22 protein-coding genes are annotated in these 20,779 nt (G+C 40.3%); 7 read left to right on the top strand and 15 right to left on the bottom strand.

Features of this window, described 5'->3' with window-relative positions; genetic code table 11:
• Positions 1–15 precede the first annotated feature (15 nt).
• From MTT29_RS01085 to MTT29_RS01040, 10 genes are read right to left on the bottom strand one after another with little or no spacing between them, the layout of a single operon-like run.
• Positions 16–774, bottom strand: coding sequence for an RluA family pseudouridine synthase (locus MTT29_RS01085; RefSeq protein ID WP_429799506.1), 759 nt, complete (start codon positions 772–774; stop codon positions 16–18).
• Complete coding sequence (waaA, locus tag MTT29_RS01080; protein ID WP_429799505.1) at positions 771–1,907, bottom strand: lipid IV(A) 3-deoxy-D-manno-octulosonic acid transferase; 1,137 nt, start codon at positions 1,905–1,907, stop codon at positions 771–773. The genes MTT29_RS01085 and waaA overlap by 4 nt, the downstream gene beginning before the upstream one ends.
• A gap of 8 nt (positions 1,908–1,915) precedes the next feature.
• On the bottom strand, positions 1,916–2,623 hold the full coding sequence (locus MTT29_RS01075; protein ID WP_103634791.1) for a zinc ribbon domain-containing protein: 708 nt from the start codon (positions 2,621–2,623) through the stop codon (positions 1,916–1,918).
• Between the two features lie 16 nt (positions 2,624–2,639).
• Positions 2,640–3,362, bottom strand: coding sequence for a Nif3-like dinuclear metal center hexameric protein (locus MTT29_RS01070; protein ID WP_429799504.1), 723 nt, complete (start codon positions 3,360–3,362; stop codon positions 2,640–2,642).
• 6 nt (positions 3,363–3,368) lie between these two features.
• Complete coding sequence (glyQ, locus tag MTT29_RS01065) at positions 3,369–4,229, bottom strand: glycine--tRNA ligase subunit alpha (RefSeq protein WP_429799503.1); 861 nt, start codon at positions 4,227–4,229, stop codon at positions 3,369–3,371.
• Between the two features lie 10 nt (positions 4,230–4,239).
• The gene (locus MTT29_RS01060) at positions 4,240–4,656 is read right to left on the bottom strand and encodes a GyrI-like domain-containing protein (protein WP_429799502.1); all 417 of its coding nucleotides are present in this window, start codon (positions 4,654–4,656) and stop codon (positions 4,240–4,242) included.
• A gap of 3 nt (positions 4,657–4,659) precedes the next feature.
• On the bottom strand, positions 4,660–5,133 hold the full coding sequence (locus tag MTT29_RS01055; RefSeq protein WP_103620667.1) for a DUF3972 domain-containing protein: 474 nt from the start codon (positions 5,131–5,133) through the stop codon (positions 4,660–4,662).
• A gap of 11 nt (positions 5,134–5,144) precedes the next feature.
• Complete coding sequence (gene purE / locus MTT29_RS01050) at positions 5,145–5,639, bottom strand: 5-(carboxyamino)imidazole ribonucleotide mutase (RefSeq protein ID WP_429799501.1); 495 nt, start codon at positions 5,637–5,639, stop codon at positions 5,145–5,147.
• Entirely contained in the window at positions 5,636–6,895 is a 1,260-nt protein-coding gene (locus tag MTT29_RS01045; RefSeq protein ID WP_429799500.1) for a peptidase U32 family protein, read from the bottom strand. The genes purE and MTT29_RS01045 overlap by 4 nt, the downstream gene beginning before the upstream one ends.
• Positions 6,895–7,653, bottom strand: a complete 759-nt coding sequence (locus tag MTT29_RS01040; protein WP_103571343.1) for a chemotaxis protein — start codon at positions 7,651–7,653, stop codon at positions 6,895–6,897. Before MTT29_RS01040 ends, MTT29_RS01045 begins: the two co-directional genes overlap by 1 nt.
• A 136-nt stretch (positions 7,654–7,789) precedes the next feature.
• Here MTT29_RS01040 and MTT29_RS01035 point away from each other — a divergent pair, with 136 nt between their 5' ends.
• Positions 7,790–8,569, top strand: a complete 780-nt coding sequence (locus tag MTT29_RS01035) for a histidinol-phosphatase (protein ID WP_429799499.1) — start codon at positions 7,790–7,792, stop codon at positions 8,567–8,569.
• Between the two features lie 87 nt (positions 8,570–8,656).
• Positions 8,657–10,087 carry a type I glutamate--ammonia ligase gene (gene glnA, locus MTT29_RS01030; protein ID WP_103575036.1) on the top strand — a complete coding sequence of 477 codons (1,431 nt, stop codon included), beginning with the start codon at positions 8,657–8,659 and terminating at the stop codon, positions 10,085–10,087.
• Positions 10,088–10,993: 906 nt separating this feature from the next.
• On the opposite strand, the gene MTT29_RS01025 is transcribed toward glnA, so the two are convergent.
• Positions 10,994–12,655: a DNA polymerase III subunit gamma/tau gene (locus MTT29_RS01025; RefSeq protein WP_429799498.1), complete on the bottom strand. Its 1,662-nt coding sequence runs from the start codon at positions 12,653–12,655 to the stop codon at positions 10,994–10,996.
• 117 nt (positions 12,656–12,772) lie between these two features.
• Between MTT29_RS01025 and MTT29_RS01020 the strand changes: the two genes are divergently transcribed.
• Positions 12,773–13,381, top strand: a complete 609-nt coding sequence (locus MTT29_RS01020) for a LysE/ArgO family amino acid transporter (RefSeq protein WP_429799497.1) — start codon at positions 12,773–12,775, stop codon at positions 13,379–13,381.
• Here the strand turns inward: MTT29_RS01020 and ccoS are convergent.
• The 3 genes from ccoS to MTT29_RS01005 are packed head-to-tail and all read right to left on the bottom strand — an operon-like array spanning position 13,316 to position 16,580.
• Positions 13,316–13,585 (bottom strand): cbb3-type cytochrome oxidase assembly protein CcoS, encoded by a 270-nt coding sequence (ccoS, locus tag MTT29_RS01015; protein ID WP_429799496.1) that lies wholly within the window; start codon positions 13,583–13,585, stop codon positions 13,316–13,318. The genes MTT29_RS01020 and ccoS overlap by 66 nt on opposite strands.
• Positions 13,585–15,963: a heavy metal translocating P-type ATPase gene (locus MTT29_RS01010; RefSeq protein ID WP_429799495.1), complete on the bottom strand. Its 2,379-nt coding sequence runs from the start codon at positions 15,961–15,963 to the stop codon at positions 13,585–13,587. Before MTT29_RS01010 ends, ccoS begins: the two co-directional genes overlap by 1 nt.
• Positions 15,960–16,580, bottom strand: a complete 621-nt coding sequence (locus MTT29_RS01005; protein WP_429799494.1) for a helix-turn-helix transcriptional regulator — start codon at positions 16,578–16,580, stop codon at positions 15,960–15,962. The genes MTT29_RS01010 and MTT29_RS01005 overlap by 4 nt, the downstream gene beginning before the upstream one ends.
• A gap of 147 nt (positions 16,581–16,727) precedes the next feature.
• Between MTT29_RS01005 and MTT29_RS01000 the strand changes: the two genes are divergently transcribed.
• The 4 genes from MTT29_RS01000 (at position 16,728) to MTT29_RS00985 (ending at position 20,355) form a co-directional block, all read left to right on the top strand.
• Positions 16,728–17,111: a RidA family protein gene (locus tag MTT29_RS01000; RefSeq protein ID WP_103567345.1), complete on the top strand. Its 384-nt coding sequence runs from the start codon at positions 16,728–16,730 to the stop codon at positions 17,109–17,111.
• Between the two features lie 11 nt (positions 17,112–17,122).
• Positions 17,123–18,208 carry a threonine synthase gene (locus MTT29_RS00995; RefSeq protein ID WP_429799493.1) on the top strand — a complete coding sequence of 362 codons (1,086 nt, stop codon included), beginning with the start codon at positions 17,123–17,125 and terminating at the stop codon, positions 18,206–18,208.
• A 163-nt stretch (positions 18,209–18,371) separates the two neighbouring features.
• The gene (rho, locus tag MTT29_RS00990) at positions 18,372–19,715 is read left to right on the top strand and encodes a transcription termination factor Rho (protein WP_002941811.1); all 1,344 of its coding nucleotides are present in this window, start codon (positions 18,372–18,374) and stop codon (positions 19,713–19,715) included.
• Positions 19,716–19,926: 211 nt separating this feature from the next.
• Entirely contained in the window at positions 19,927–20,355 is a 429-nt protein-coding gene (locus MTT29_RS00985) for a hypothetical protein (protein WP_429799492.1), read from the top strand.
• A 58-nt stretch (positions 20,356–20,413) separates the two neighbouring features.
• Here MTT29_RS00985 and MTT29_RS00980 read toward each other — a convergent pair whose 3' ends face one another.
• On the bottom strand, positions 20,414–20,626 hold the full coding sequence (locus MTT29_RS00980) for a transcriptional regulator (RefSeq protein WP_002941953.1): 213 nt from the start codon (positions 20,624–20,626) through the stop codon (positions 20,414–20,416).
• Positions 20,627–20,779: the final 153 nt, after the last annotated feature.

Here is a 20,779-nt window from a genome sequence, read left to right as displayed (position 1 = left end):
TTTCTTTATTGCTCTTTAAATTTCAAATTTATTAGATAGTTCAAATCCAAAAGAGTTAAATTCTCTTGGTATCGGCGCTTTAAATTTATAGTTTAAAAGAGCGATAGAATAGGCATGCAAAAACATTCTATTTGACCTATTTTTGCCATATTTCTCATCGCCAACAATAGGTAAATTTAAACTAGCTAAATGCACTCTTATCTGATGCGTCCTGCCTGTTTTTATGACCACTTTTACCAGCGTTTTTTTGCCAACAACCATGAGCGGTGAAATTTCACTGATCGCCTCTTTGCCATCTTTTGAGATCTTTGAAATGGCACCATTTTTATTTTTTATCGTTAAGATCGGCTCATTTACGACCACTTCCTCGCTCATGATACCCCTAACTGCGGCCACGTAAATTTTCTCAACCTTCATCTTTTTAAACTCATTTATGGCAAGGCTTGCAAATTCATCATTTTTTACAAGAAGCAGCACCCCGCTTGTGTCCTTATCGAGCCTGTGAAGAAGCGGAAATTTATACATTTGGCTGATTTTTTCACTAGTTATGGCAGCTGGTTTATTAATTGCTATTAAATTTTCATCTTCAAAGATAACGCTTGGCTTTGGCATATCTTCGACGCTAAATTTAGTATTTTCACTCATCAGCGCACGAGCGATCATCACCTTTTGCCCCTTGGCATAGACTAGTCCACTGTCGATTAGCTCCTTTGCCTCGTTGTTTGAGATGTTTTTTTGCTTGGCTAAAATTTTATACGCTTTTTCTTCACTCATAAAGTACTCCTTATATCTTCTATAATCGCATCAGCGCTTGCTTGCACGGCGATACTGCTTTTTTTGGCGCCACTATCTATTATGCCGCCGATCTCGCTCGCCCTTGCGATATAGATGTTTTCAACTAGGCTAAATAGCGCCTTTTGGTTAAATATAAACTCGCCGCTGATTATCACTGGGTTAAATTTCGCACACTCGATTGGATTATGCCCGCCGATATTTGGCACAAAACTGCCTCCAAGCACGACTATATCGCTAATAGCATAGACATTTACAAGCTCGCCTAAAGTGTCAAGCAAATTTACTTTAGCATCAAATTTATGTGTTTGGCTAAATTTTGCAAAACTAAAGCCATACTTTTTAGCGTACTCGCTAGCTAGCTTTTCAACCTCTGCAAATCTCTCAGGATGGCGTGGTGCGATGATTAAAAGATCGTTTTCTTTTAAATTTAAATTATCTAAAATCATCTCTTCTTCACCAGCATGCGTGCTTGCTAGCACGATCACTCTAGCTTTTGGCTTTTCATAAACTCTACTCACGCTTGGCAAAAATGCAGCTTTTATGTTACCAACGACCTCTATTTCGCCCGCTCCAAGCGACTTTAGCCTCTCTTTATCAAGTTCACTTTGGGCGTAAATTTTATCTATAAATTTAAAAATATATCTGTAAAAAAAGCCAAATTTTAAGTAGCTTTTGTAGCTCCTATCTGAAATTCTAGCATTTACCAGGATCACTCGGCTACCTTTTAGCTTTGCCATAAAAACTAGCATTAGCCAAAGCTCTGCCTCAAAAATGACTAAAATTTTGCTCTTTTTTAACCAAAATGGCAAGAAAATTTCAAATGGCAAAAATCTTGTGTTTGAGCAAATTTTACTTGCCGCTTCAAAGCCAGTATTTGTCACCACGCTTATGGCCTTGCTGTCAATTTTTTGCATCAAAGGCTTAAGCGCTTGCACCTCGCCAAACGAGCAAGCGTGAAAATGCACATCTGCGTCTTGAAATTTGGGGTTATTAAAGATAAAAAAACGTGCTGGGATCGATCTATGATATTTTTTTTTGAAACTTAATAAAAGTAGAAAAATAGCCCCAAAAAAGTAGAGTATTGAGGCTAAAAAATAATATATTATTATCACGAAACGTGTTATTGCTCTTGTTTATATAAAATTCTGCCACAATGCGGGCAAGTAACGATGTCTTCGCCTTTTACAACCGCAGAGAAAGTTTTATCATTTATCTGCATAAAGCAGCCATAACAAGCTTGTTTTTTGACTGGTACAACAGCTGTGTTGTGAGCCCATTTTCTGATCTTTTCGTAAAACGCTAAGATCTTTTGGTTCATCGCAGCGACAAGTTTATCTTTTTTAGCATATACCTCTTTGCGCTCTTTTTCAATCTTTTCAAGCTCAGATGAAACCTCGCTTTTTATCTTTTCTAAATTTCCTTCAAGCTCTGTTTTTTTAGCATTTAGCTCATCTTTTTGAGCATTTTTATTGTCTATTAGTTTTTCAAGTCTAGCGATCTCTTCGTTTGCTGCTTCAAGTTGCTCTTTTGCGATATCTTCTTCAAGACCTAGCGCTTTTATCTCTTTTTCGCTTTTAGCGCTCGAGCTTTTTTTAGCTACGTCTTTGATCTTGGCGCTAAATTCAGCGATATGAGCGTTTGTGCCTGATTTTTGTGATTTTAGATCATTTACCTCTTCGTCAAGTCTTTCTGCATTAACTGCTATAGTTTCGCACTCTTCTTCTATGCTTTTATAGGCTTTTTCTACTTCTTGTATGCGCGGTGTGAAACCGTCTATTTGTTTGTCAAGATCAGATAATTCAACTAATTGTTGTAAATATTTATTCATAATGTTTCCTTTTTTGTTAGCAATATGTAAATGGGTTTTTAGAATTGCTTATTATAACTTCAATTTTTAGATTTTGCAAATATTTTGCTAAAAAATCACTAAAATAACGCTCACTTTCATAGTGGTTTATGTCTATCAAATTTAGTCCATTTTCCTTTGCATAAAGGGCTTGGTGATACTTTAGATCGCCTGTTAAAAAGGCGTCTGCTTTGACATCTTGGATGAGATCTGCGCCGCTTCCAGTGCAGATGCAAATTTTAGAAATTTCATCTTTTGCATGAACTACTCTTAAATTTTCTAGCCCAAGTTTTTCTTTTACAAATTTGCAAAGCTCGCTAAATTTCATATTCACATCAGCGTAGATCAAAAAGCCCTCTTTGCTTGAAATTTCAAGCCCCAAAACCTGCGTCACAAATTTTTCATTTAAAAATGCAAGGTCGGCATTTGTGTGAAGCGAAATGAGCGAGATATTTTTTATAATCATCTCTCTTATGAGCGAGCTTGGATAGAGGCTGTAGTCTAGGCGCTTTAGCCCTTTAAAAATGAGTGGATGGTGAGTGATGATGAGCGAGTTTGGCAATATATTTTGCAAAACCTCGCTATCAATATCAAGGCTTAGATAAATTCGCTCAAATTCGCTGTCAAATGAGCCAACCTGCAAGCCACTATTGTCCCAAGACTCTTGGCTCGAAAATGGGCAAATTTCATCTAAATTTTTATAAATTTCATCTATTTTCATCAAATTTTACTTTTGCTCTAAGCTCTCTTTATATGTTAGCGCGCACTCTTTTGCAAGCTCGCGAATTTTTAAGATGTAGTCTTGTCTTTGCGTCACACTTATCGCTCCGCGCGCATCAAGGACGTTAAATGTATGAGCTGCAAGCATGCAGTAGTCGTAAGCTGGCAGTGAAATTTTGGCCTCCAAGCAGCGTTTGCACTCGCCAAATGCGTTTTCAAACTGGTTAAAAAGCATATCAACATTTGCCACTTCAAAGTTATATTTGCTCCACTCATACTCGCCTTGCTTGTGCACATCAGCGTAGGTTACGATGTTGCCACTAGAGTCGTCCCAAACGATGTCGTAGACGCTATTTACATCTTGTAGATACATAGCTAAGCGCTCAAGACCGTATGTTATCTCACCAGATATGAGCTCGCATGCGATGCCACCCACTTGTTGGAAATAGGTAAATTGCGTCACTTCCATGCCGTCTAGCCAGACCTCCCAGCCAAGCCCCCAAGCACCAAGTGTCGGGCTCTCCCAGTTGTCTTCGACAAAGCGGATATCGTGATTTTTCAAATTTAGACCAAGTCTTTCAAGGCTTTTTAGGTAAAGCTCTTGGATATTTTCTGGACTTGGTTTTATAAGCACTTGAAACTGATAATAAGCACCAAGGCGGTTTGGGTTTTCGCCGTATCTACCATCAGTCGGACGGCGGCTTGGAGCTACGTATGCGGTCGCCCACGGCTTTGGTCCAAGGCTTCTTAAAAATGTCGCTTGATGATATGTGCCCGCACCTGCTGGCATGTCGTATGGCTGAAGTATGACACAGCCTTGCTCTTGCCAATAGTTTTGAAGCGTTAGTATTATTTGTGAAAATGTCATTTTTTGCCTTTTATTTTATTGATATATAAACTTCTATTTTATTTTTTAGGTATTTTTCAAAGTCTGTTTTATAGGTTCTTTCTAGCTCGCTACTTTCAAAATATCTCCAAATTTCATCCCAAAATTTTGCAACATTTTGTGGCTCATTTGCAAAGCTAAAAAGAGCGTACTTTCCGCTTTGTATATTTAAATTTTCACTATCTTTTTGGCGTGATATTGTGCCGATGAAGTTATCGTAATGTCCATTAAAATCACTTTCGTAGTTACAGTAAACACTATAAATTTCACTCTTGCCATCATAGTATTCATTCATAAATTTGGACCATAAAGCTGGAATTTTGCCGTTGCCGTCCATTTCATCTTCATTTTTAGTACGAGTTTTTACTCCGTAAATTTCAAAACTATCCTCTAAATTTATAGTCTTCATAAACTACTTTTGTCCGTTGAAATTTTCAACCGCTTGGTTCCACATGAGCTTGTATTTTCGTTTTAAAAATTCAACTTCATCTTGTGAAATTTTAAGCTGTTTTGTAAGTGTCTCGACCGTTTTTCTATCCTCGTCATAGAGCTCTTGCATCGAAATAAGCGCCTCTTTTAAAAATTTATTCTCATTTCTTAAGGTCTCAAGCGTCTCATCTTTTGCGTCAAGCACCTTTTCGTGTAAATTTAGTATCGTGCCGATCGTCTTTTCGACAAAGGTAAAACCATCTTGGCTTTGCGGCTGCAAAGATAAATTTTGCGAAACACTAGGCACTACGCTCATCGTTCCCTCGCTCGCTTCTATCAAAATTTCTCCATTTTCCTCTTTGGTTTTCAAAACGCCACGATTTATCATATCCTCGATAACTTCGTGCTCCAAGTGCACAAGTTTGCAAAATTCATCAACTCCAAGATAGGTCTGCACCACTTCTCCTTTTATAGTATCACTTCAACCTTTAAAGAATCATCCTCTAAAGCCTTTATCTTTGCCTCTCTGTCGGCCTTTAGCGCGCTTGCTAGCCCCTCATCTTCAATGGCTAAAATTTGCACCGCAAGATAGGCTGCATTTATCGCGCCAGCCTTGCCGATAGCTAGGGTTGCCACTGGCATGCCACTTGGCATTTGCACGGTTGAGTAAAGTGCATCAACGCCGCTTAGAGCTGAGCCAGCCATTGGTATGCCGATAACTGGTTTTGTTGTATTTGCAGCGATCGCTCCAGCTAGGTGAGCTGCCATGCCAGCAGCTGCGATGAAGACTTTTGCGCCCTTTTTCTCGGCATTTGCGACGTATTCGCTAGTTCTTTTTGGGCTTCTGTGAGCTGAGCTGATTATCAGTTCATATTTTACGCCAAATTTCTCCAGAGTCTTTGCTGCCTCGCTGACGATCTCATAGTCGCTTTTACTTCCCATTATAATAGAAACAAATTTCATATTTTCTCCCTTAAAAAACTAAATTTTGGCAGCTTAACGCCAAGGTTTATCTCATTTTCATTGCCGCTATGAATTTCGCTCATGACCTTGCCTTTTTTGGTAACGAGCTGCTTAAATTTGATAAATTTCTTGCCATCTTGCGAATAGACCTTTGAAATTTCATTTTCACTATCATCTATGTGTGAGCCAGTCGGTGCTACGATCTCGTAGCCCTTATCTGGAAAAATTTTATACTTGCACTTAAAAAACTCGCCATCTTCACTTATAGCATTTACCTGATGAGTGCCCTCTTCTAGGCTACTTGTGTGATTTTGCGTATCGGTTCGCTCATAGGGTCTATGCACCAAGTAGCCGTCCGTAAAGCCACGATTTTTCAGTGTATTTATCTCATTTTCATAAATTTGCGCGTCAAATTTATCGTCCATGGCGTCATCTATCGCCATTTTATAGGCTCTTGCTGTGCAGGCTGCGTAGTATTCGCTCTTTGTGCGGCCCTCTATCTTAAAGCTATCTATCACGCCGCTATCAACGATCTCTTTGATGTGTGAGATGAGGCAAAGATCTTTTGAGTTCATGATGTGAGTGCCATTTTCGTCCTCTTCTAAGCGGAAAAGCACGCCGCTCTCTTCATTTTTGGCATAAAGTTCGTACTTAAACCTGCAGTCATTTGCACAGCTGCCGCGGTTTGACATACGACCGCTTTGCACGGAGCTTACCAAACATCTTCCAGAATAGGCAAAGCACATCGAGCCATGGACGAAAATTTCGATATCAAGAGTTGGAATTTCCTCTTTTATCTTTATAACATCTTTTAAATTCATTTCACGTGCCACGACGATGCGTTTTGCGCCCATATCGTGATAAATTTTAGCGTCCAAAACGTTCATAACGTTTGCCTGAGTTGAGAGGTGTATCTCGATATCTGGAGCGATCTCTTTTGCTAGGCTCATGACGCCTGGAGTTGCGATGATAAAGGCGTCTGGCTTCATCGCTGAGATGGTTTGTAAGTGCCTTTTTAGTGGCTCTATCTGAGAGTTAAAAGGAAAGGCATTTATGGTCGCATAAAATTTCTTTCCCTTTTCGTGTGTGTAGTCTATCGCCTCTTTGAATGTTTCAAGGTTAAACTCCCTTGCCGATCTAGTCCTTAGCGAAAAGCTAGCCACAGAGCCATAAACAGCGTCGGCTCCGTATTCAAGGGCGATTTTAAGTTTTGTTAAATTTCCAGCTGGAGATAAAAGCTCAGGCCTTTTTAGCACTATTTTTTACCTAGACTTTCTATCAAGGCTTCGATGTCGTCGTTACTGACAAGGTTTTCAGTCGTTGTATCACCAGCGATATGAACAGCAGATCCCACGCGCTTATCATCATCGATACGACCTTCAAACAATGTATTCATATATTTGCTAAGTGCCCTCATAACGTTGATAACACGCTCTATCTTTTGTCTGTGGATGTCTTGATACTGCATCATATCCATAGCCATCATGATCTCATCTTGTCCCATTTGTAAATTTCCGATGATATTATCGATCGTGCCAAGAAGCGAGTTGTTTTTCTCTAAAGCCTCGCTAAATGCGGCAATATTTGGAAATTTCTCACTTAGCGTTGTAAATAGCTCAACGTTTGAGTTTATCGCATCTTTTAGGCTGTTTGAGTCGCTCTCAGCGTCCATAAAAAAGTTATTTATCGTCTCAAGCTTGTCAAACATCTGAGTAGCTTTCTCTTCACTATCTCTTGTCACATCGTCAAGCTGATGCACCATTTTATGGTCTTCAGTTGGTGGTGGCGGTGGCCAAACGCCGTCTGCACTCACTCTGTAGTTTTCGCTCTGTTTTGAGCTACTCTCTGACTTTACTTGTGGCTCATCTGCTTTAGCACTCATTGCCTCTGCAACTTCTGCTACCTCGTCTGTTTCCTCTTTGACGTCCGCGACCTCTTGGCTGGCATCTTTAGTATCACCTAAATCATCCTCTAATCCGCCCGCCATAAGCGCGTCAAGTTCCTCTTGGGTCATAAAAGCTCCTAATAAAATTTGCCTTGATTATATAGGATTTAAATAAAAAGAAAGTTTAAAAAGTATGCGTTTATCTTTAAATTTATCAAATTTTAGGTAGCATTTTTGAAAAATAAACGACTTTAAAAGGCTAAAAATGACCGTCGATATTCACAACCACACACCGCTTTGCAACCACGCAGTTGGCGAACCGCTAGAATTTGTGAGATGCGCCATAAAAGCTAGCACAAAATACTTTGGCTTTAGCGATCACGCACCGATGAACTACGATAAAGCTTATAGGATGAAATTTGAAGAGATGCAAAGCTACGAAGACGAAATTTTACGTTTAAGAGAGGAATTTAGCGGTGAGATAGAAATTTTACTTGGCTACGAGATGGACTTTTTAGATGGCTTTATGGACGAGCGAGTTTTTGCTAGAAAGGTTGATTATCTAATAGGCTCTGTGCATTTTTTTAACGGCTGGGCGTTTGACAATCCTGAATTTATCGGTGGTTACGAGGGCAAAGACCTAGATCAAATTTGGCAAGAGTATTTTGACCACATAGAAAGATCAGCCAAACTTGGTAAATTTGACATCATGGGGCACATCGATCTTTTAAAACTCTTTAAATTTTTACCTAAAAAAGATGTCAGGATCCTAGCCAAAAACGCGATAAAAGCGATAAAAGAGGCAAATTTGGTAGTTGAGATAAACGCAGCTGGCTTTAGAAAGCCTGTCGGCGAGCAATATCCAAGCATAAATTTACTAGAACTTGTCGCCGAAAATGACATAACCATCACCTTTGGCTCAGACGCTCACGCCAAAGAAGATATCGGCAAAAACGGCGAAATTTGCGAGCAGATAGCTAGAAATTTGGGATATTCAAAGTGTGCGATATTTAAAAATAGAGATAGAGAATTAGTAAAATTTTAGTTTGGGGTCAAATAAAATATAAAAATAATCTTAAATATAAAATTTTGTGATACAATACGAAAATTAAAAACTAGAAGGAGATAAAAAATGGGAAAATTTGTCCAAAACATCGATCATTTTTTTGATTTTTGCAAAGAAAATGAAGTTAAATTTGTAGATTTTAGATTTACCGATCTAAACGGCGCTTGGCACAGCATAAGCTACAACATAAAAGCTGTTACAAAAGAGAATTTCACAAACGGCATCCCGATGGACGCTAGCTCGATGAACGGCTGGCAGCCAATCGACAAGAGCGATATGATAATGAAGCCAGAAGCGACATCTGCGTTTTTGGACCCATTTACCTCTGACATCACAGTCGTTGTTTTCTGCGATATCTACGACATTTACAAAGGTCAAATTTATGAAAAATGCCCTCGCTCGATCGCAAAAAGAGCGATGCAATATGTAAAAGATAGCGGACTTGGCGACGAGGCATATTTTGGCCCTGAGAATGAATTTTTTGTATTTGACAACGTCAAAATCATCGACAGCCCAAACTGTGCGATGTATCAAGTAGATAGCGAAGAAGGCGAGTGGAACGACGCTGCAGACTTCAAAGATAGCTACAACACAGGCCACCGCCCACGCAGAAAAGGCGGCTACTTGATGACTCAGCCGATCGACAGCATGGTCGATCTAAGAGCTGAAATGATGCAAGTTTTAGAGCAAGTTGGCCTTGAAGTATTTTTAGGACACCACGAAGTCGCACAAGGTCAAGGCGAGATCGGCGTGAAATTTGGCAACTTAGTCGAGGCTGCTGACAACGTTCAAATTTACAAATACGTCGTTCGCATGGTCGCTCACCTAAACGGCAAGACAGTTACATTTATGCCAAAACCACTTTATGGCGACAACGGCAGCGGCATGCACGTGCATCAATCAGTCTGGAAAGACGGCAAAAATTTATTTTATAAAGAGGGCAACTACGCAAATTTAAGTGACTTTGCTAGACACTACATCGGCGGCGTTTTAAAACACGCAAGAAGCGTTGCAGCTTTCACAAACCCTAGCACAAACAGCTACAAACGCCTAATCCCAGGCTTTGAAGCGCCATCTATCCTCACATACTCTAGCCAAAACCGCTCAGCGAGCATCCGCATACCTTACGGCGCTGGCGAGAAGTCAGTTAGAGCTGAGATGAGATTTCCAGACAGCACGGCAAACCCTTACCTAGCCTTCTCAGCGATGCTAATGGCAGGCCTTGACGGCGTAAAACACAAATACGAGCCGGTTGGTCCGATGGATGAGAATTTATTTAAACTCCATCTTGATGAGATCAGAGAGCGCGGCATCGAGCAGCTCCCACACACACTTCGTGGCAGCCTTGAAGCGCTTATCCGCGATAACGAATACCTAAAACCGATAATGAGCGATCTTTTCATCGACACTTATCAGCACATGAAATTTGAAACTCAGGTTTGGCCTTACGAAGCGCGCCCAACCGCTTACGAGTTTAAGACTTGCTTCTCTTGCTAAAACTCAATCTCCAAGCTTTTTTGGGCTTGGAGACTTTTTAATCAAATTTAAAATATAAAATTCTGCGATTATTAAATTTAAATCTAAATCTAATAAGCATTATCGCTTAGAAATTTTTTAACTACAACAGATAAATTTTTTAAAAAAATAAAATCTATATAGTTAAATTTTGGGCTAAACTTGGCTTTACGCACAAGAATAAATTTTAAATTTAATAAGCCCAAACTCATGCAAATTTAGAAATTTAAGCTCATATCCAAAAAAGCCATGGCGGATAAATTTAAGACTTCAAGCTTTAAACATAAAAACAAAAACACCTATCTAAATTTTGGCTACTTTTGTTTAGAAATTTTGTCCAAAAGGATAAATTTAAAAATTAACAAGCCATAGCCATTGTAAATTTTTTTAGTTTAGATATTTTGCCTAGCAAAAATGGTCATAGCAGATAAATTTTGGCTTTAAATTTAAGCATCAAAACAAAACAACAAGCTAAATTTGACTAATTTTATTTAGAAATTTTGCTTTAGAAAGGTTAAATTTAATAAGACTAAGTTCATGCGAATTTAGAAATTTAAGCTTATATCCAAAAAACCGCATCGGATAAATTTAAAACTTCAAATTTGAAATATAAAATCCTACGGCGGTAAAAATTTAAGCTAAGTTTGATTTTGCAAACAAGGGGCAAAATTGCCAAAATTTTAAATTTATCTGCCTCATTAAAAGTTCAAATTTAACAAGCCCTAACTCTTTTAAATTTGCAATATAAATTTGAGATTTTATTTAGTCAGGATAGCAGCAGATAAATTTATAAAAAAACTAAATTTGACCACTTTTATTTAGAAATTTACGCCAGAAAAGTCAAATTTAAAGCGCTAAATCAAGCAAATTTACAAAAGATTCAAACCCCTAGCTATTTTGCACTTCAGGCTGTCCAAAGAGCCTATTTGCCTCTTTTATCACGCCCTCTTCTCTTTGCTTTTTAAGCTCCTCTGGACTTTTGCTCTGACTTAGCGACATCAGCTCTTTTGCAAAGTCATTTTGTGGCTGAGATAGCGCATTTGCCTCGATCTGTCGTGCCGTAACAGGCTCTTTTACTGGCTCATCTTTTTGCTCGTCTTGCTGTCTAGCCTTTATCTTGGCGATCTCCTCGTCAAGGTAGCTATATTTATCCTGTGGCTCTTGTGGCTTAGTTTGTAGCTCAGACTTTGCGGCAGGAATTTGTGTTTTGGCATTTACGATCTTGATCTTTTTACCAAAAATTGTATGTAAAATTTCATGCATTACGCCCCAGCTTTTTTTGAAAAATGCCAGCTCATCGCCAGTAGCATTGACAACTAAGCCAAGCTCATTTTCATTTAAAAAGCTAAAACTTATGTGGTTTTTAAAAATTTCTCCAAGCTCAAAGCTTCTATCATAAATTTTTGCCACAAACTGCTCGTAGGGCGACTTTGGCACCTCTTTTAGGGCTAAGATTTGCTCACTCACGCCAGCTTTTGGCTCTATAGCCACTCTAGGCTCGCTCTTAGCAAGCTTTATGGCTTCATCGATATCTTGTAAATTTAGCGCCTCTATCATCATAAAGAGCATTAACATCAGCACAAAGCCATTATCGCTTGATACACTTAACATCGACTTTGCCTGCGCCAAAATCCTAAAAAATCTCTCATATATAAGAAGCGAAAATTTTGGATCATTGTCTAAAAATCTCTGCTTTAAATTTGCCAAAATTTCATCTATGATCATCTCTGGCTCATAGGTCTCAAGCTCGGTTACTAGCACTCTTATGGCGTTTTTATCGGCATTTGCGACGTGCTCGATGATCTGCTCGATCCTACTTGGATCAAGAAGTCCGAGCATCGCTGCCACGCTTGATTTTGTGATATTGCCAGCGCCATAAATGATAGCTTGATCAAGCAGGGTTAGCGTATCTCTTAGCGAGCCGCCGCCGCTTCTAGCTAGTATCTCAAGCGCCTCCCTCTCGTAGCTCACGCCCTCTTTGCTAAGGATAAATTCAAGGTGTTTTACGATCTCATATCTGCTTATCTGCTTAAATCTAAAATGCTGCGTCCTTGAAAGCACCGTCGTTGGCAGCTTCAAAGGGTCGGTCGTTGCTAAGATAAATTTAACATAGCTTGGTGGCTCTTCAAGCGTTTTAAGAAGGGCATTAAATGCCTCTTTTGTTAGCATATGCACTTCGTCGATGATAAAAATTTTATATCTAGCAGCCGTCGGAGCGTATTTTGTCTGCTCGATAAGCTCCCTTATGTCGTCGATCTTTCTGTGGCTGGCCGCATCCATCTCGATGATATCCATGTGGCGCGACTCGTTTGCCATAACGCACTGCGCGCAGACCTCACAAGGCCTAGAAGTTGGCCCTTTCTCGCAGACCAAAGCCTTTGCAAATATCCTAGCGCTCGATGTCTTGCCACTTCCCCTAAGGCCTGAAAACAAATAAGCATGGCTCACTCTGTTCTCATCAAGTGCGTGAGTTAGGCTCTTGCTTACAGCTTCTTGTCCGATGAGCTCGTCAAAATTTTTTGGTCGATATTTTAGGGCTAGTGCTTGCAACTGCTTTCCTTTTTGCAATTTTAATTTGCTGATTTTATAAAAAAAGGCATAAATTTATGGTTATGATAAAGTTAAATTTTGCTAAATTTAAGCCAAACTTTAGCGACAAGGATAAATTTGCAAGCATTTATATCTGGATTTTTCACCTCTTTATCACTCATTTTAGCCATTGGCGCGCAAAACGCATTTGTGCTAAAACAGGGCATAAAAAGAGAAAATATCTTTATCATCTGCCTTATTTGCGCTATTAGCGACGCTGTCTTGATCTTTGCGGGAGTTTTTGGGCTTGGCAGCCTCGTGCAAAACTTCCCCATCATCAAGCAAATCGCCCTATATGGCGGCTTTTTATTTTTACTTTTTTACGCGCTAATGAGCTTTCACTCGTGCTTTTTCAAGGATCTTCGCATGGATACCAGCAGCGATTATGCCAGATCAAATTTAAAGAAAAACATCCTTTTAACGCTCGCATTTACTTGGCTAAATCCACACGTCTATCTTGACACGATGATCCTAATAGGCTCGGTTTCGACTAAATTTAAAGATGAAAATTTGATATTTGGCGTGGGAGCTAGCCTTGCCTCGTTTTGCTTTTTCTTCACACTTGGCTATCTGGCTAGTTTTTTAGCGCCCATCTTTGCAAGGCCCATCTCTTGGAAAATTTTAGAGTTTTTTGTCGGCCTCATCATGCTCGCCCTTGCTTTCATGCTCATTTTTGCTAGTTTCTAGCCTCTTTTTTAGCGCCTCTTTTTTGCGAAGTTCGAGCGCATAAGCTTCATTTAGCGCATCTTCGCCATCTAAATTCGCTCCGTCTAAAAATTTGCGGTAGTCTTCAAACTGCCTATTTTTTATCCCCCAAAGCACGCCAAAAAGCAATGCCGCCCCCATCAAAACCGAGATAAAAACAAGCATCGCAAGAGTCGTTGTATCCACTATTTGTCCTTAAATTTTCTAACTATAAAAAGCGAGTTTAGTATGACGCTTAGCGAGCTTGCCGACATGAAAAGTGCGGCAAATAGCGGCATGACGTAGCCACACACGGCAAATGGCAGGCTAAGGGCGTTGTAAAGCAGGCAAAAGAGTAAATTTTGCTTTATCGTTTTATAAGTAAATTTTGAAATTTTCACCGCTTTTGCAAGGCTTTGAAGGCTATCATCAAGTAGCACCACGTCGCTTTTCTCTAAGCTCACCGCAGCGCCACTTCCCATGCAAATAGCCACGTGAGCGAGGCTAAGCGCGGCTGCGTCGTTTATGCCGTCCCCCACCATCAGCACCTTTTTGCCCTGCTGCTTAAGACCAGCTATAAATTTAGCCTTTTCATCAGGCAGCATCCCTGCTCTAAACTCGCTCACGCCAAGCTCGTCTGCCACGTTTTTTACCACATTTTGCACGTCGCCACTTAGGATACACACCTTCATGCCAGCGCTCTTTAGCTCGTCTATCAAAGCCTTTGCCTCGGGCTTTACGCTATCTTTTAGGTAAAATTTAGCCACCAGCTCGCCCTGCTTGCCCACAAAAAAGCTCACATTTTCTTCGCTCTCTTCAAATTTCACCCCATTTTCAGCCAAAAAGCGCCTACTTCCAGCCACAAAACGCTCACCCATAATATCAGCGCTAACTCCCTTTGCCACGCTTAAATTTGCATTTTCAAGCTCAACTTTTTTTGCGCCTTTTTGCTTTAAAAACTCAGCCACCGCCACGCTTATTTGGTGGTTTGAGATGAGACAAAGCGAGTAAATTTTATCTATACTCACGCCCTCTTTTATAAAAAACTCGCCAACTTCAAATTTAGCCTTTGTAAGCGTCCCAGTCTTGTCAAATACTGCCACATCGCACTTTGCAAGGCTTTCAAAAAATTTAGCCTCTTTAAAAAGCACCTTGTTTTTAAAGGCAACCCCAAGGGCACAAACGCTGCTAACTGGCGTGGCAAGGGCAAGCGCACAAGGGCAAGCGATCACGATGACGCTCACGGCTGTCACTACCGCTTCTGAAAAGCTAAATTTAAAATACCAAAACCAAAATGTAAAAAATGCCAGAGTAAGCACGCCAAGAGAGAATTTCGAGGCGATTTTATTCACTGCTAGCTCGATATTTGGCTTTTTTAGCTCTGCGTTTTGGAGTAAATTTATAAACTTATTAAGATATGAGTTTTTAAAAATTTGCCTTGCCTCATAGACGATCTGCCCGTTTAAGCAGACGACACCGCTTTTGACCTCGCTGCTAGAGCTTAGCAAAAGTGGCAAGCTTTCGCCTGTTAAGCTTGAGCTATCCACGCTCGCCTCACCGCTAAGCACCACCCCATCAAGCAGCGCTCTCTCGCCTGATCTAAGCACGATCTTTTCGCCTAAATTTACATCCTTTGGCTCTTTTAAAACGTCCTTGCCATCCTCTAAAACACACACTTTTGCAAGCAGCATAACGCTTAAGAAATTTGAAGTCTCAAGCGCCTTTTTTTTGCCTAAAATTTCTAAAAATTTACCGATAAAAACAAAGGTTATGATCATCGCAACCGAGTCAAAATAGCTCTCACCGCTTCTTGTAAGCATCGCAAATATCGAGTAGATATATGTTATGCTAGCTCCCGTGATAACGAGCAGGTCCATATTTGGCGAGGCGTTTTTGATAGCGATTTTTGCCCCCTTGAAAAACTCGCTACCAGTGTAGAAAAGCACAGGCGTTGCCAGCACAAACTGTGCGAAGCTTAGTAGGTCCTTCACGTCGCTTCTGATGCCGCTAAAGTAGCCGCCATACTGCGCGATCGCCAGCCACATGATATTCATCGTGGCAAAGACGCCAACAAGCGCTTTTGCGTAGAAATTTCGCCTTTTTTTAACTAGCTCGTCCTCTTTTTGGCTCGCTGCGTAGGCCTTTGGAGTGTAGCCAACGGCATAAATTTTCTCGATTATCTGCTCCACCAAAAGCTCTTGCTCATCGTAAACGATGACCGCTTTTTGGCTAAGCGAGTTGATATTTACCTCCAAAATTCCAGGCAGGCTAAAAAGCGCCTTTTCAAGCAGCCAGATGCACGCCGAGCAGGTTATGCCGTCAATGAGAAGTGAAATTTTAGAAAACTCGCCCTCTTTTGTCACCAGCTCACTAAAATTTGCCGCTAAATTTTTGACATTTGTGCCGTTTTTTGCAGGCATTAGCGTGTTTTTGCCAAGCCTCTCATAAAACTCGCCAAGGCCGCTTTCATTTAAAATTTCATAGACGCCCTTGCAGCCGACACAGCAAAATTTAAGCCCACCCTTAGCCTCTATCATCGCGCTTTCGTCAAAGCTTTGCTTGCAGTGAGAGCACCTACACTTCACGGACGCTTCTTTTTAAGCTGATCTAAATAGCCATATATCGTGATCTTTGAAACATTTAGCTTGGCTGCCACGACCTCGATAGCGCCCTTGATGTTAAAAATACCCTTTTCGTTCATAAAGCCAACGAGTTCTAGCTTTTGCTCTTTTTTGAGCTTTTTGCCCTCGTTTTTGGCGATGATCTTGTCGATTAAGCCTAAGACGATCTTTGTCACATCGTCGTTTTGCTCGTCATGAGGCTCATTTTCACCAGTTTTTAAGAAATTCCCAGCCATTTCAAAAAGGCTCTTTGCCACGCTTGCATCGACATTTACGCATATCGCCCCTATGATCTCGCCTGCCTCATCTCTGATAAAGGCGGTTGAAGACTTCACCAGCTTTTCGTCCTTTGTAAAAAAGTAGTTTGCCACATAGTCGTCTTTGAAATTTTTACTATTTAAGACCTCGCTTACAAGGTGGTCAAAGCTTTGTCCGACCTTTCTACCAGTGACGTCGCCAGCTACGTAGACGACCGAGCGCTGCGGGTTTGAGAGATCGTGCAGCACGACTTCGCAGGCAAATGGCGAGCTTTTTTGTATGAGATTTGCCGTTGGGATAAATGCCTTTAAAATATGGTGCATAAGGCGCCTTTTGTTTTTGTTTAAGTTTAGCCAAAATATTTTTAAAATTTCGATAAGAAAAAATATAATTTTTTATGAAAATTTGTGAAATTTAAGTGGTAATAATAATTTTTTATCTATAATCCTTTAAATTTTTAAGGAGAAAATATGAAAATTTATGAGACCGAAATTTCAAAAAAGAAAAAGGCTCACTACTCTTTGGCAACCGAGCACAACGGCATCCTATACATCTCAGGACAGCTTAGTATGGACCCAGAGACTAGGCAGATCCCAGAGGGGCTAAAGGCGCAAACAAGACAGGCTTTAAAAAACCTTGATAACGTGCTAAAACTAGCAAATGCGACAAGAAATGACATCTTGATGTGCCGCATCTATACGCCAGATATCGACTTTTGGGACGAGATAGATGACGAGTATGCGCTATTTTTTGGCGAGCACAAGCCAGCTCGCGTCGTAGTGCCGACAAATAAACTTCACTTTGGCTGCCTGCTAGAGATCGAAGCCACAGCGATACTTGATAGAAAATTTTAAAAGGAGCAACAATGCCTAAATTTATCTGCTCAAAGTGCGGCAAGAGTGCAGATTTTGAGACACCTATATTTGCGTGCGAGTGTGGCGGGCTTTATGATCTGGAGTTTAAACCAGCCAAATTTGATCTAAATTTGATCGACCAGCGCGAGTTTAGTCTATTTAGATACCGCGAATTTTTCCCTATCAAAAACGATCTTTGGCGCGATATCAGCCTTGGCGAAGGGCTAACAAAGAGCGTGAAATTTGATGACTCGCTCTACCTTAAAATGGACTACGCGATGCCAACGCTCTCCTTTAAAGATAGGGGTGCGGTGATGCTTATTTGGTTTTGCAAAACTCATGGCATCAAAAAGATCTTGCAAGATAGCAGCGGAAACGCTGGAAACTCAGTCGCCGCATACGCTGCAAGAGCTGGGATAGAGTGTGAAATTTACGTCCCAAAAGGCACAAGCGAGAAAAAGATAAAGATGCTTGAGTACTACGGCGCAAAGGCGGTTGTCTTTGACGGCACGCGCGACGAGACGGCAGATGCTTGTAGAAAAAGGGCAAAAGATGAGGGCATATTTTACGCAAACCACGTCTTTAACCCACTTTTTTACCAAGGCACTAAAACATATATATATGAAATTTACGAGCAGCTTGGCTTTGTCCCTGAAAATCTCTTTTTGCCAGTTGGCAACGGCACCTTGCTAATAGGCTGCGAGATCGCTTTAAAAGAACTTTTTGAGGCTGGAGTGATCAAAAAGCTACCTAAAATTTTTATAGTCCAAAGTGAAAATTGCGCGCCGTTTCTTGGGGCGACAACCGAGCCAGTTGCGATAAAATCTAAGCCAACTTTGGCTGAGGGCATAGCGATCGCAAAACCTGCTCGTGGCGCTGAAATTTTAGCTAGCAACTACGCTGGCGAGCGCGAAGTGATCACGATAAAAGAAGATGAGATCATGCCAGCTAGAAATTTCCTAGCAAGCCGTGGCTTTTACGTCGAGCACACCACAGCAGCCATCTACGCGGCATACACAAGCTACGTAAAATCACACAAGATAGATGGCAAAAGCATCATCTCGATGTGTGGCGCTGGGCTAAAAAGCGAGCACTAAGATAAATTTGCAGGTCATTTTGCCTGCAAATTTGCCTATTTTAGCGACTTTGGTTGTGGCATTTCTTGACAACAAAGTTTTATTTTTATAAAATGCCAAAACTTTCAAAAAACTTTTGAAGCCCAGAATTCTGCAATCTTATCCCCGCATTTAAAGAGGAAAAATGGAAAACAACAACCAAACCGAGCAAAGTGCTGCTCAAAACACAAAAACTACAAAAAAACATCAAGCATCAAGAACCCACGTACCAGTCGACGGACACAAGATCGAAGAGCTAAGAACACTTAGCTTAGACGAGCTAGTGCAGATCGCAAATGGCGTTGGCGTCGAAAATCCACGCGAATTTCGCAGGCAGGATTTGATATTTGAGATACTAAAAACCCAGACAAAACAAGGCGGCTTTATACTATTTACTGGAATTTTAGAGATCACAAACGAGGGCTACGGCTTTTTAAGGGCTGTTGATGCAAATTTAAGCGACAGCTCAAACGACGCTTATGTTTCAAACTCTCAGATCCGCAAATTTGCACTTCGTGTGGGCGACATCATCACCGGCCAAGTAAGAGAGCCAAAAGATCAAGAAAAATACTACGCCCTTTTAAAGATCGAAGCGGTAAACTACATGCCTCTAGCAGACGCAAAAGAGAGGCCACTCTTTGACAACTTAACACCACTTTTCCCAACTGAAAAGCTAAATTTAGAGTATGATCCGATGAAGCTAACAGGCCGTGTGCTCGACCTTTTCACGCCTATTGGCAAGGGTCAGCGTGGCCTCATCGTCGCACCTCCAAGAAGTGGTAAAACTGAGCTTATGAAAGAGCTAGCTCACGGCATCGCTAAAAATCACCCAGAAGCCCAGCTAATGGTGCTTTTGGTAGATGAAAGACCAGAAGAAGTTACAGACATGCAGCGCTGCGTAAAAGGAGAGGTATTTAGCTCGACATTTGATCTACCAGCGCTTAACCACGTCCGCGTAGCAGAGCTAGTCATCGAAAAGGCAAAACGTCTAGTTGAGATGGGCAAAGATGTCATAATCTTGCTTGATAGTATAACCCGTCTAGCGCGTGCCTACAACACAGTGACCCCGCCAAGTGGCAAGGTGCTAACAGGCGGCGTGGATGCAAACGCGCTTCACAAACCAAAACGCTTCTTTGGTGCAGCTAGAAACATAGAGCACGGCGGCTCTCTAACCATCATCGCAACCGCACTTATCGACACTGGCTCACGTATGGACGAAGTGATATTTGAGGAGTTTAAAGGCACTGGAAACAGCGAGATCGTGCTTGATCGCAACATCTCAGACCGCAGAATTTATCCAGCTATCAACGTGCTAAAATCAGGCACCAGAAAAGAAGAGCTACTTCAAAAGCCTGATGAGCTTCAAAAAATTTGGGCTATTCGCTCTGCGATTGCTACAATGGACGACGTCGAAGCGCTTAAATTCTTATACGCAAAGATGCTAAAAACAAAAGATAACAAAGAGCTTCTCTCTATCCTAAACGAGTAAATTTAGCTGAGCTTGAAGCGCTTGTTTTGAGCTCAAATTCTTTTAAATTTCTATTTTTTTATACTAAAATTACTAACAAATCTTTTTTAAATTTATTAATTTAATTTTTTCAGTTTTATTTTTTTTTTTTTTGTAAAATCTGAATTTCTAACTTATACAAAAAGGAAAAATATGAAAACAAAAGTCGTTTTTTCAAGCATTACAGCAATGCTTGCTTACACTAACTGGATGTGGTGAGCCAACTACTTTGGCTGAAATTTGCAAAGCTGATATGGGAAGTATCAAGCATTTTAAAGGCGAAGTCAAAGTCTATAAAAGGGTAAGCTATACGACCAAATACGACTATATAAAGGACCAATCAAGACTAGAAGAAAATGGAAAAGGTTATCTGATAGTAGATAAAGATACAAAGGTTGATCTAGATAAATTTAATGAAAAAGAATCAGACGATTACAAGGTTATAAAAAATAGCATAGCAAAAGGGACACCTTATTATTACGGTGAACAAAAATATGGAGAGATAGGTGACGAAAATGCGACAGAATTCTTAGCAACACTAGAAACGCTAAACCCAAGATGTATAAAAGGCGAGGAAATAAAACTAAGCCATAAAGATACAGAACTAACTCCGATAAAATAACAAAAGGTGGGCTAACCACCTTTTAAAAACTTACATCATCTCACTTTAAATTTATAAATCACTTACTAAATTTTTCTATGTCTTGATTGATTAAATTTTCATATTCGCAAAGCTCGTTGCAAGTCTTTTTACTCTGTTCGATAAGCTCATCAAATTTAAATCCAAGCATCACGATACGATAAAGGTTTGGTTTGTGTTTTCGCCAGTTGTAAAGCGTTGCGACATCAACGTCTAAATGATAAGCCATATCACGTTTTGTCATCTTAGCCACTTTACACTCCTTCTTTTTGAGTGATTTTATAAATTTTATTCTGATAAGAAAACAATTGAATTATTTTATGTTTTTTATTAATTTCATTGAATATTTAAACTTTATTTAATATAAGAAAATTTAAAATAGCTGCGTAACATTTTTTAAATAAGG

The organism is Campylobacter concisus, assembly GCF_050447485.1.
GTDB lineage: Bacteria > Campylobacterota > Campylobacteria > Campylobacterales > Campylobacteraceae > Campylobacter_A > Campylobacter_A concisus_BQ.
This window is presented reverse-complemented; position numbering and strand designations above follow the sequence as displayed.

Excerpts from the sequence above, each read along its gene's own strand:
- MTT29_RS01085 (WP_429799506.1), bottom strand. The coding sequence starts at position 774 with ATGAGTGAAGAAAAAGCGTATAAAATTTTAGCCAAGCAAAAAAACATC.
- rho (WP_002941811.1), top strand. The coding sequence starts at position 18,372 with ATGGAAAACAACAACCAAACCGAGCAAAGTGCTGCTCAAAACACAAAA.
- MTT29_RS01075 (WP_103634791.1), bottom strand. The coding sequence starts at position 2,623 with ATGAATAAATATTTACAACAATTAGTTGAATTATCTGATCTTGACAAA.
- MTT29_RS01005 (WP_429799494.1), bottom strand. The coding sequence starts at position 16,580 with ATGCACCATATTTTAAAGGCATTTATCCCAACGGCAAATCTCATACAA.
- MTT29_RS00995 (WP_429799493.1), top strand. The coding sequence starts at position 17,123 with ATGCCTAAATTTATCTGCTCAAAGTGCGGCAAGAGTGCAGATTTTGAG.
- MTT29_RS01070 (WP_429799504.1), bottom strand. The coding sequence starts at position 3,362 with ATGAAAATAGATGAAATTTATAAAAATTTAGATGAAATTTGCCCATTT.
- MTT29_RS01000 (WP_103567345.1), top strand. The coding sequence starts at position 16,728 with ATGAAAATTTATGAGACCGAAATTTCAAAAAAGAAAAAGGCTCACTAC.
- MTT29_RS01060 (WP_429799502.1), bottom strand. The coding sequence starts at position 4,656 with ATGAAGACTATAAATTTAGAGGATAGTTTTGAAATTTACGGAGTAAAA.
- glnA (WP_103575036.1), top strand. The coding sequence starts at position 8,657 with ATGGGAAAATTTGTCCAAAACATCGATCATTTTTTTGATTTTTGCAAA.
- glyQ (WP_429799503.1), bottom strand. The coding sequence starts at position 4,229 with ATGACATTTTCACAAATAATACTAACGCTTCAAAACTATTGGCAAGAG.
- purE (WP_429799501.1), bottom strand. The coding sequence starts at position 5,639 with ATGAAATTTGTTTCTATTATAATGGGAAGTAAAAGCGACTATGAGATC.
- MTT29_RS01035 (WP_429799499.1), top strand. The coding sequence starts at position 7,790 with ATGACCGTCGATATTCACAACCACACACCGCTTTGCAACCACGCAGTT.
- MTT29_RS01040 (WP_103571343.1), bottom strand. The coding sequence starts at position 7,653 with ATGACCCAAGAGGAACTTGACGCGCTTATGGCGGGCGGATTAGAGGAT.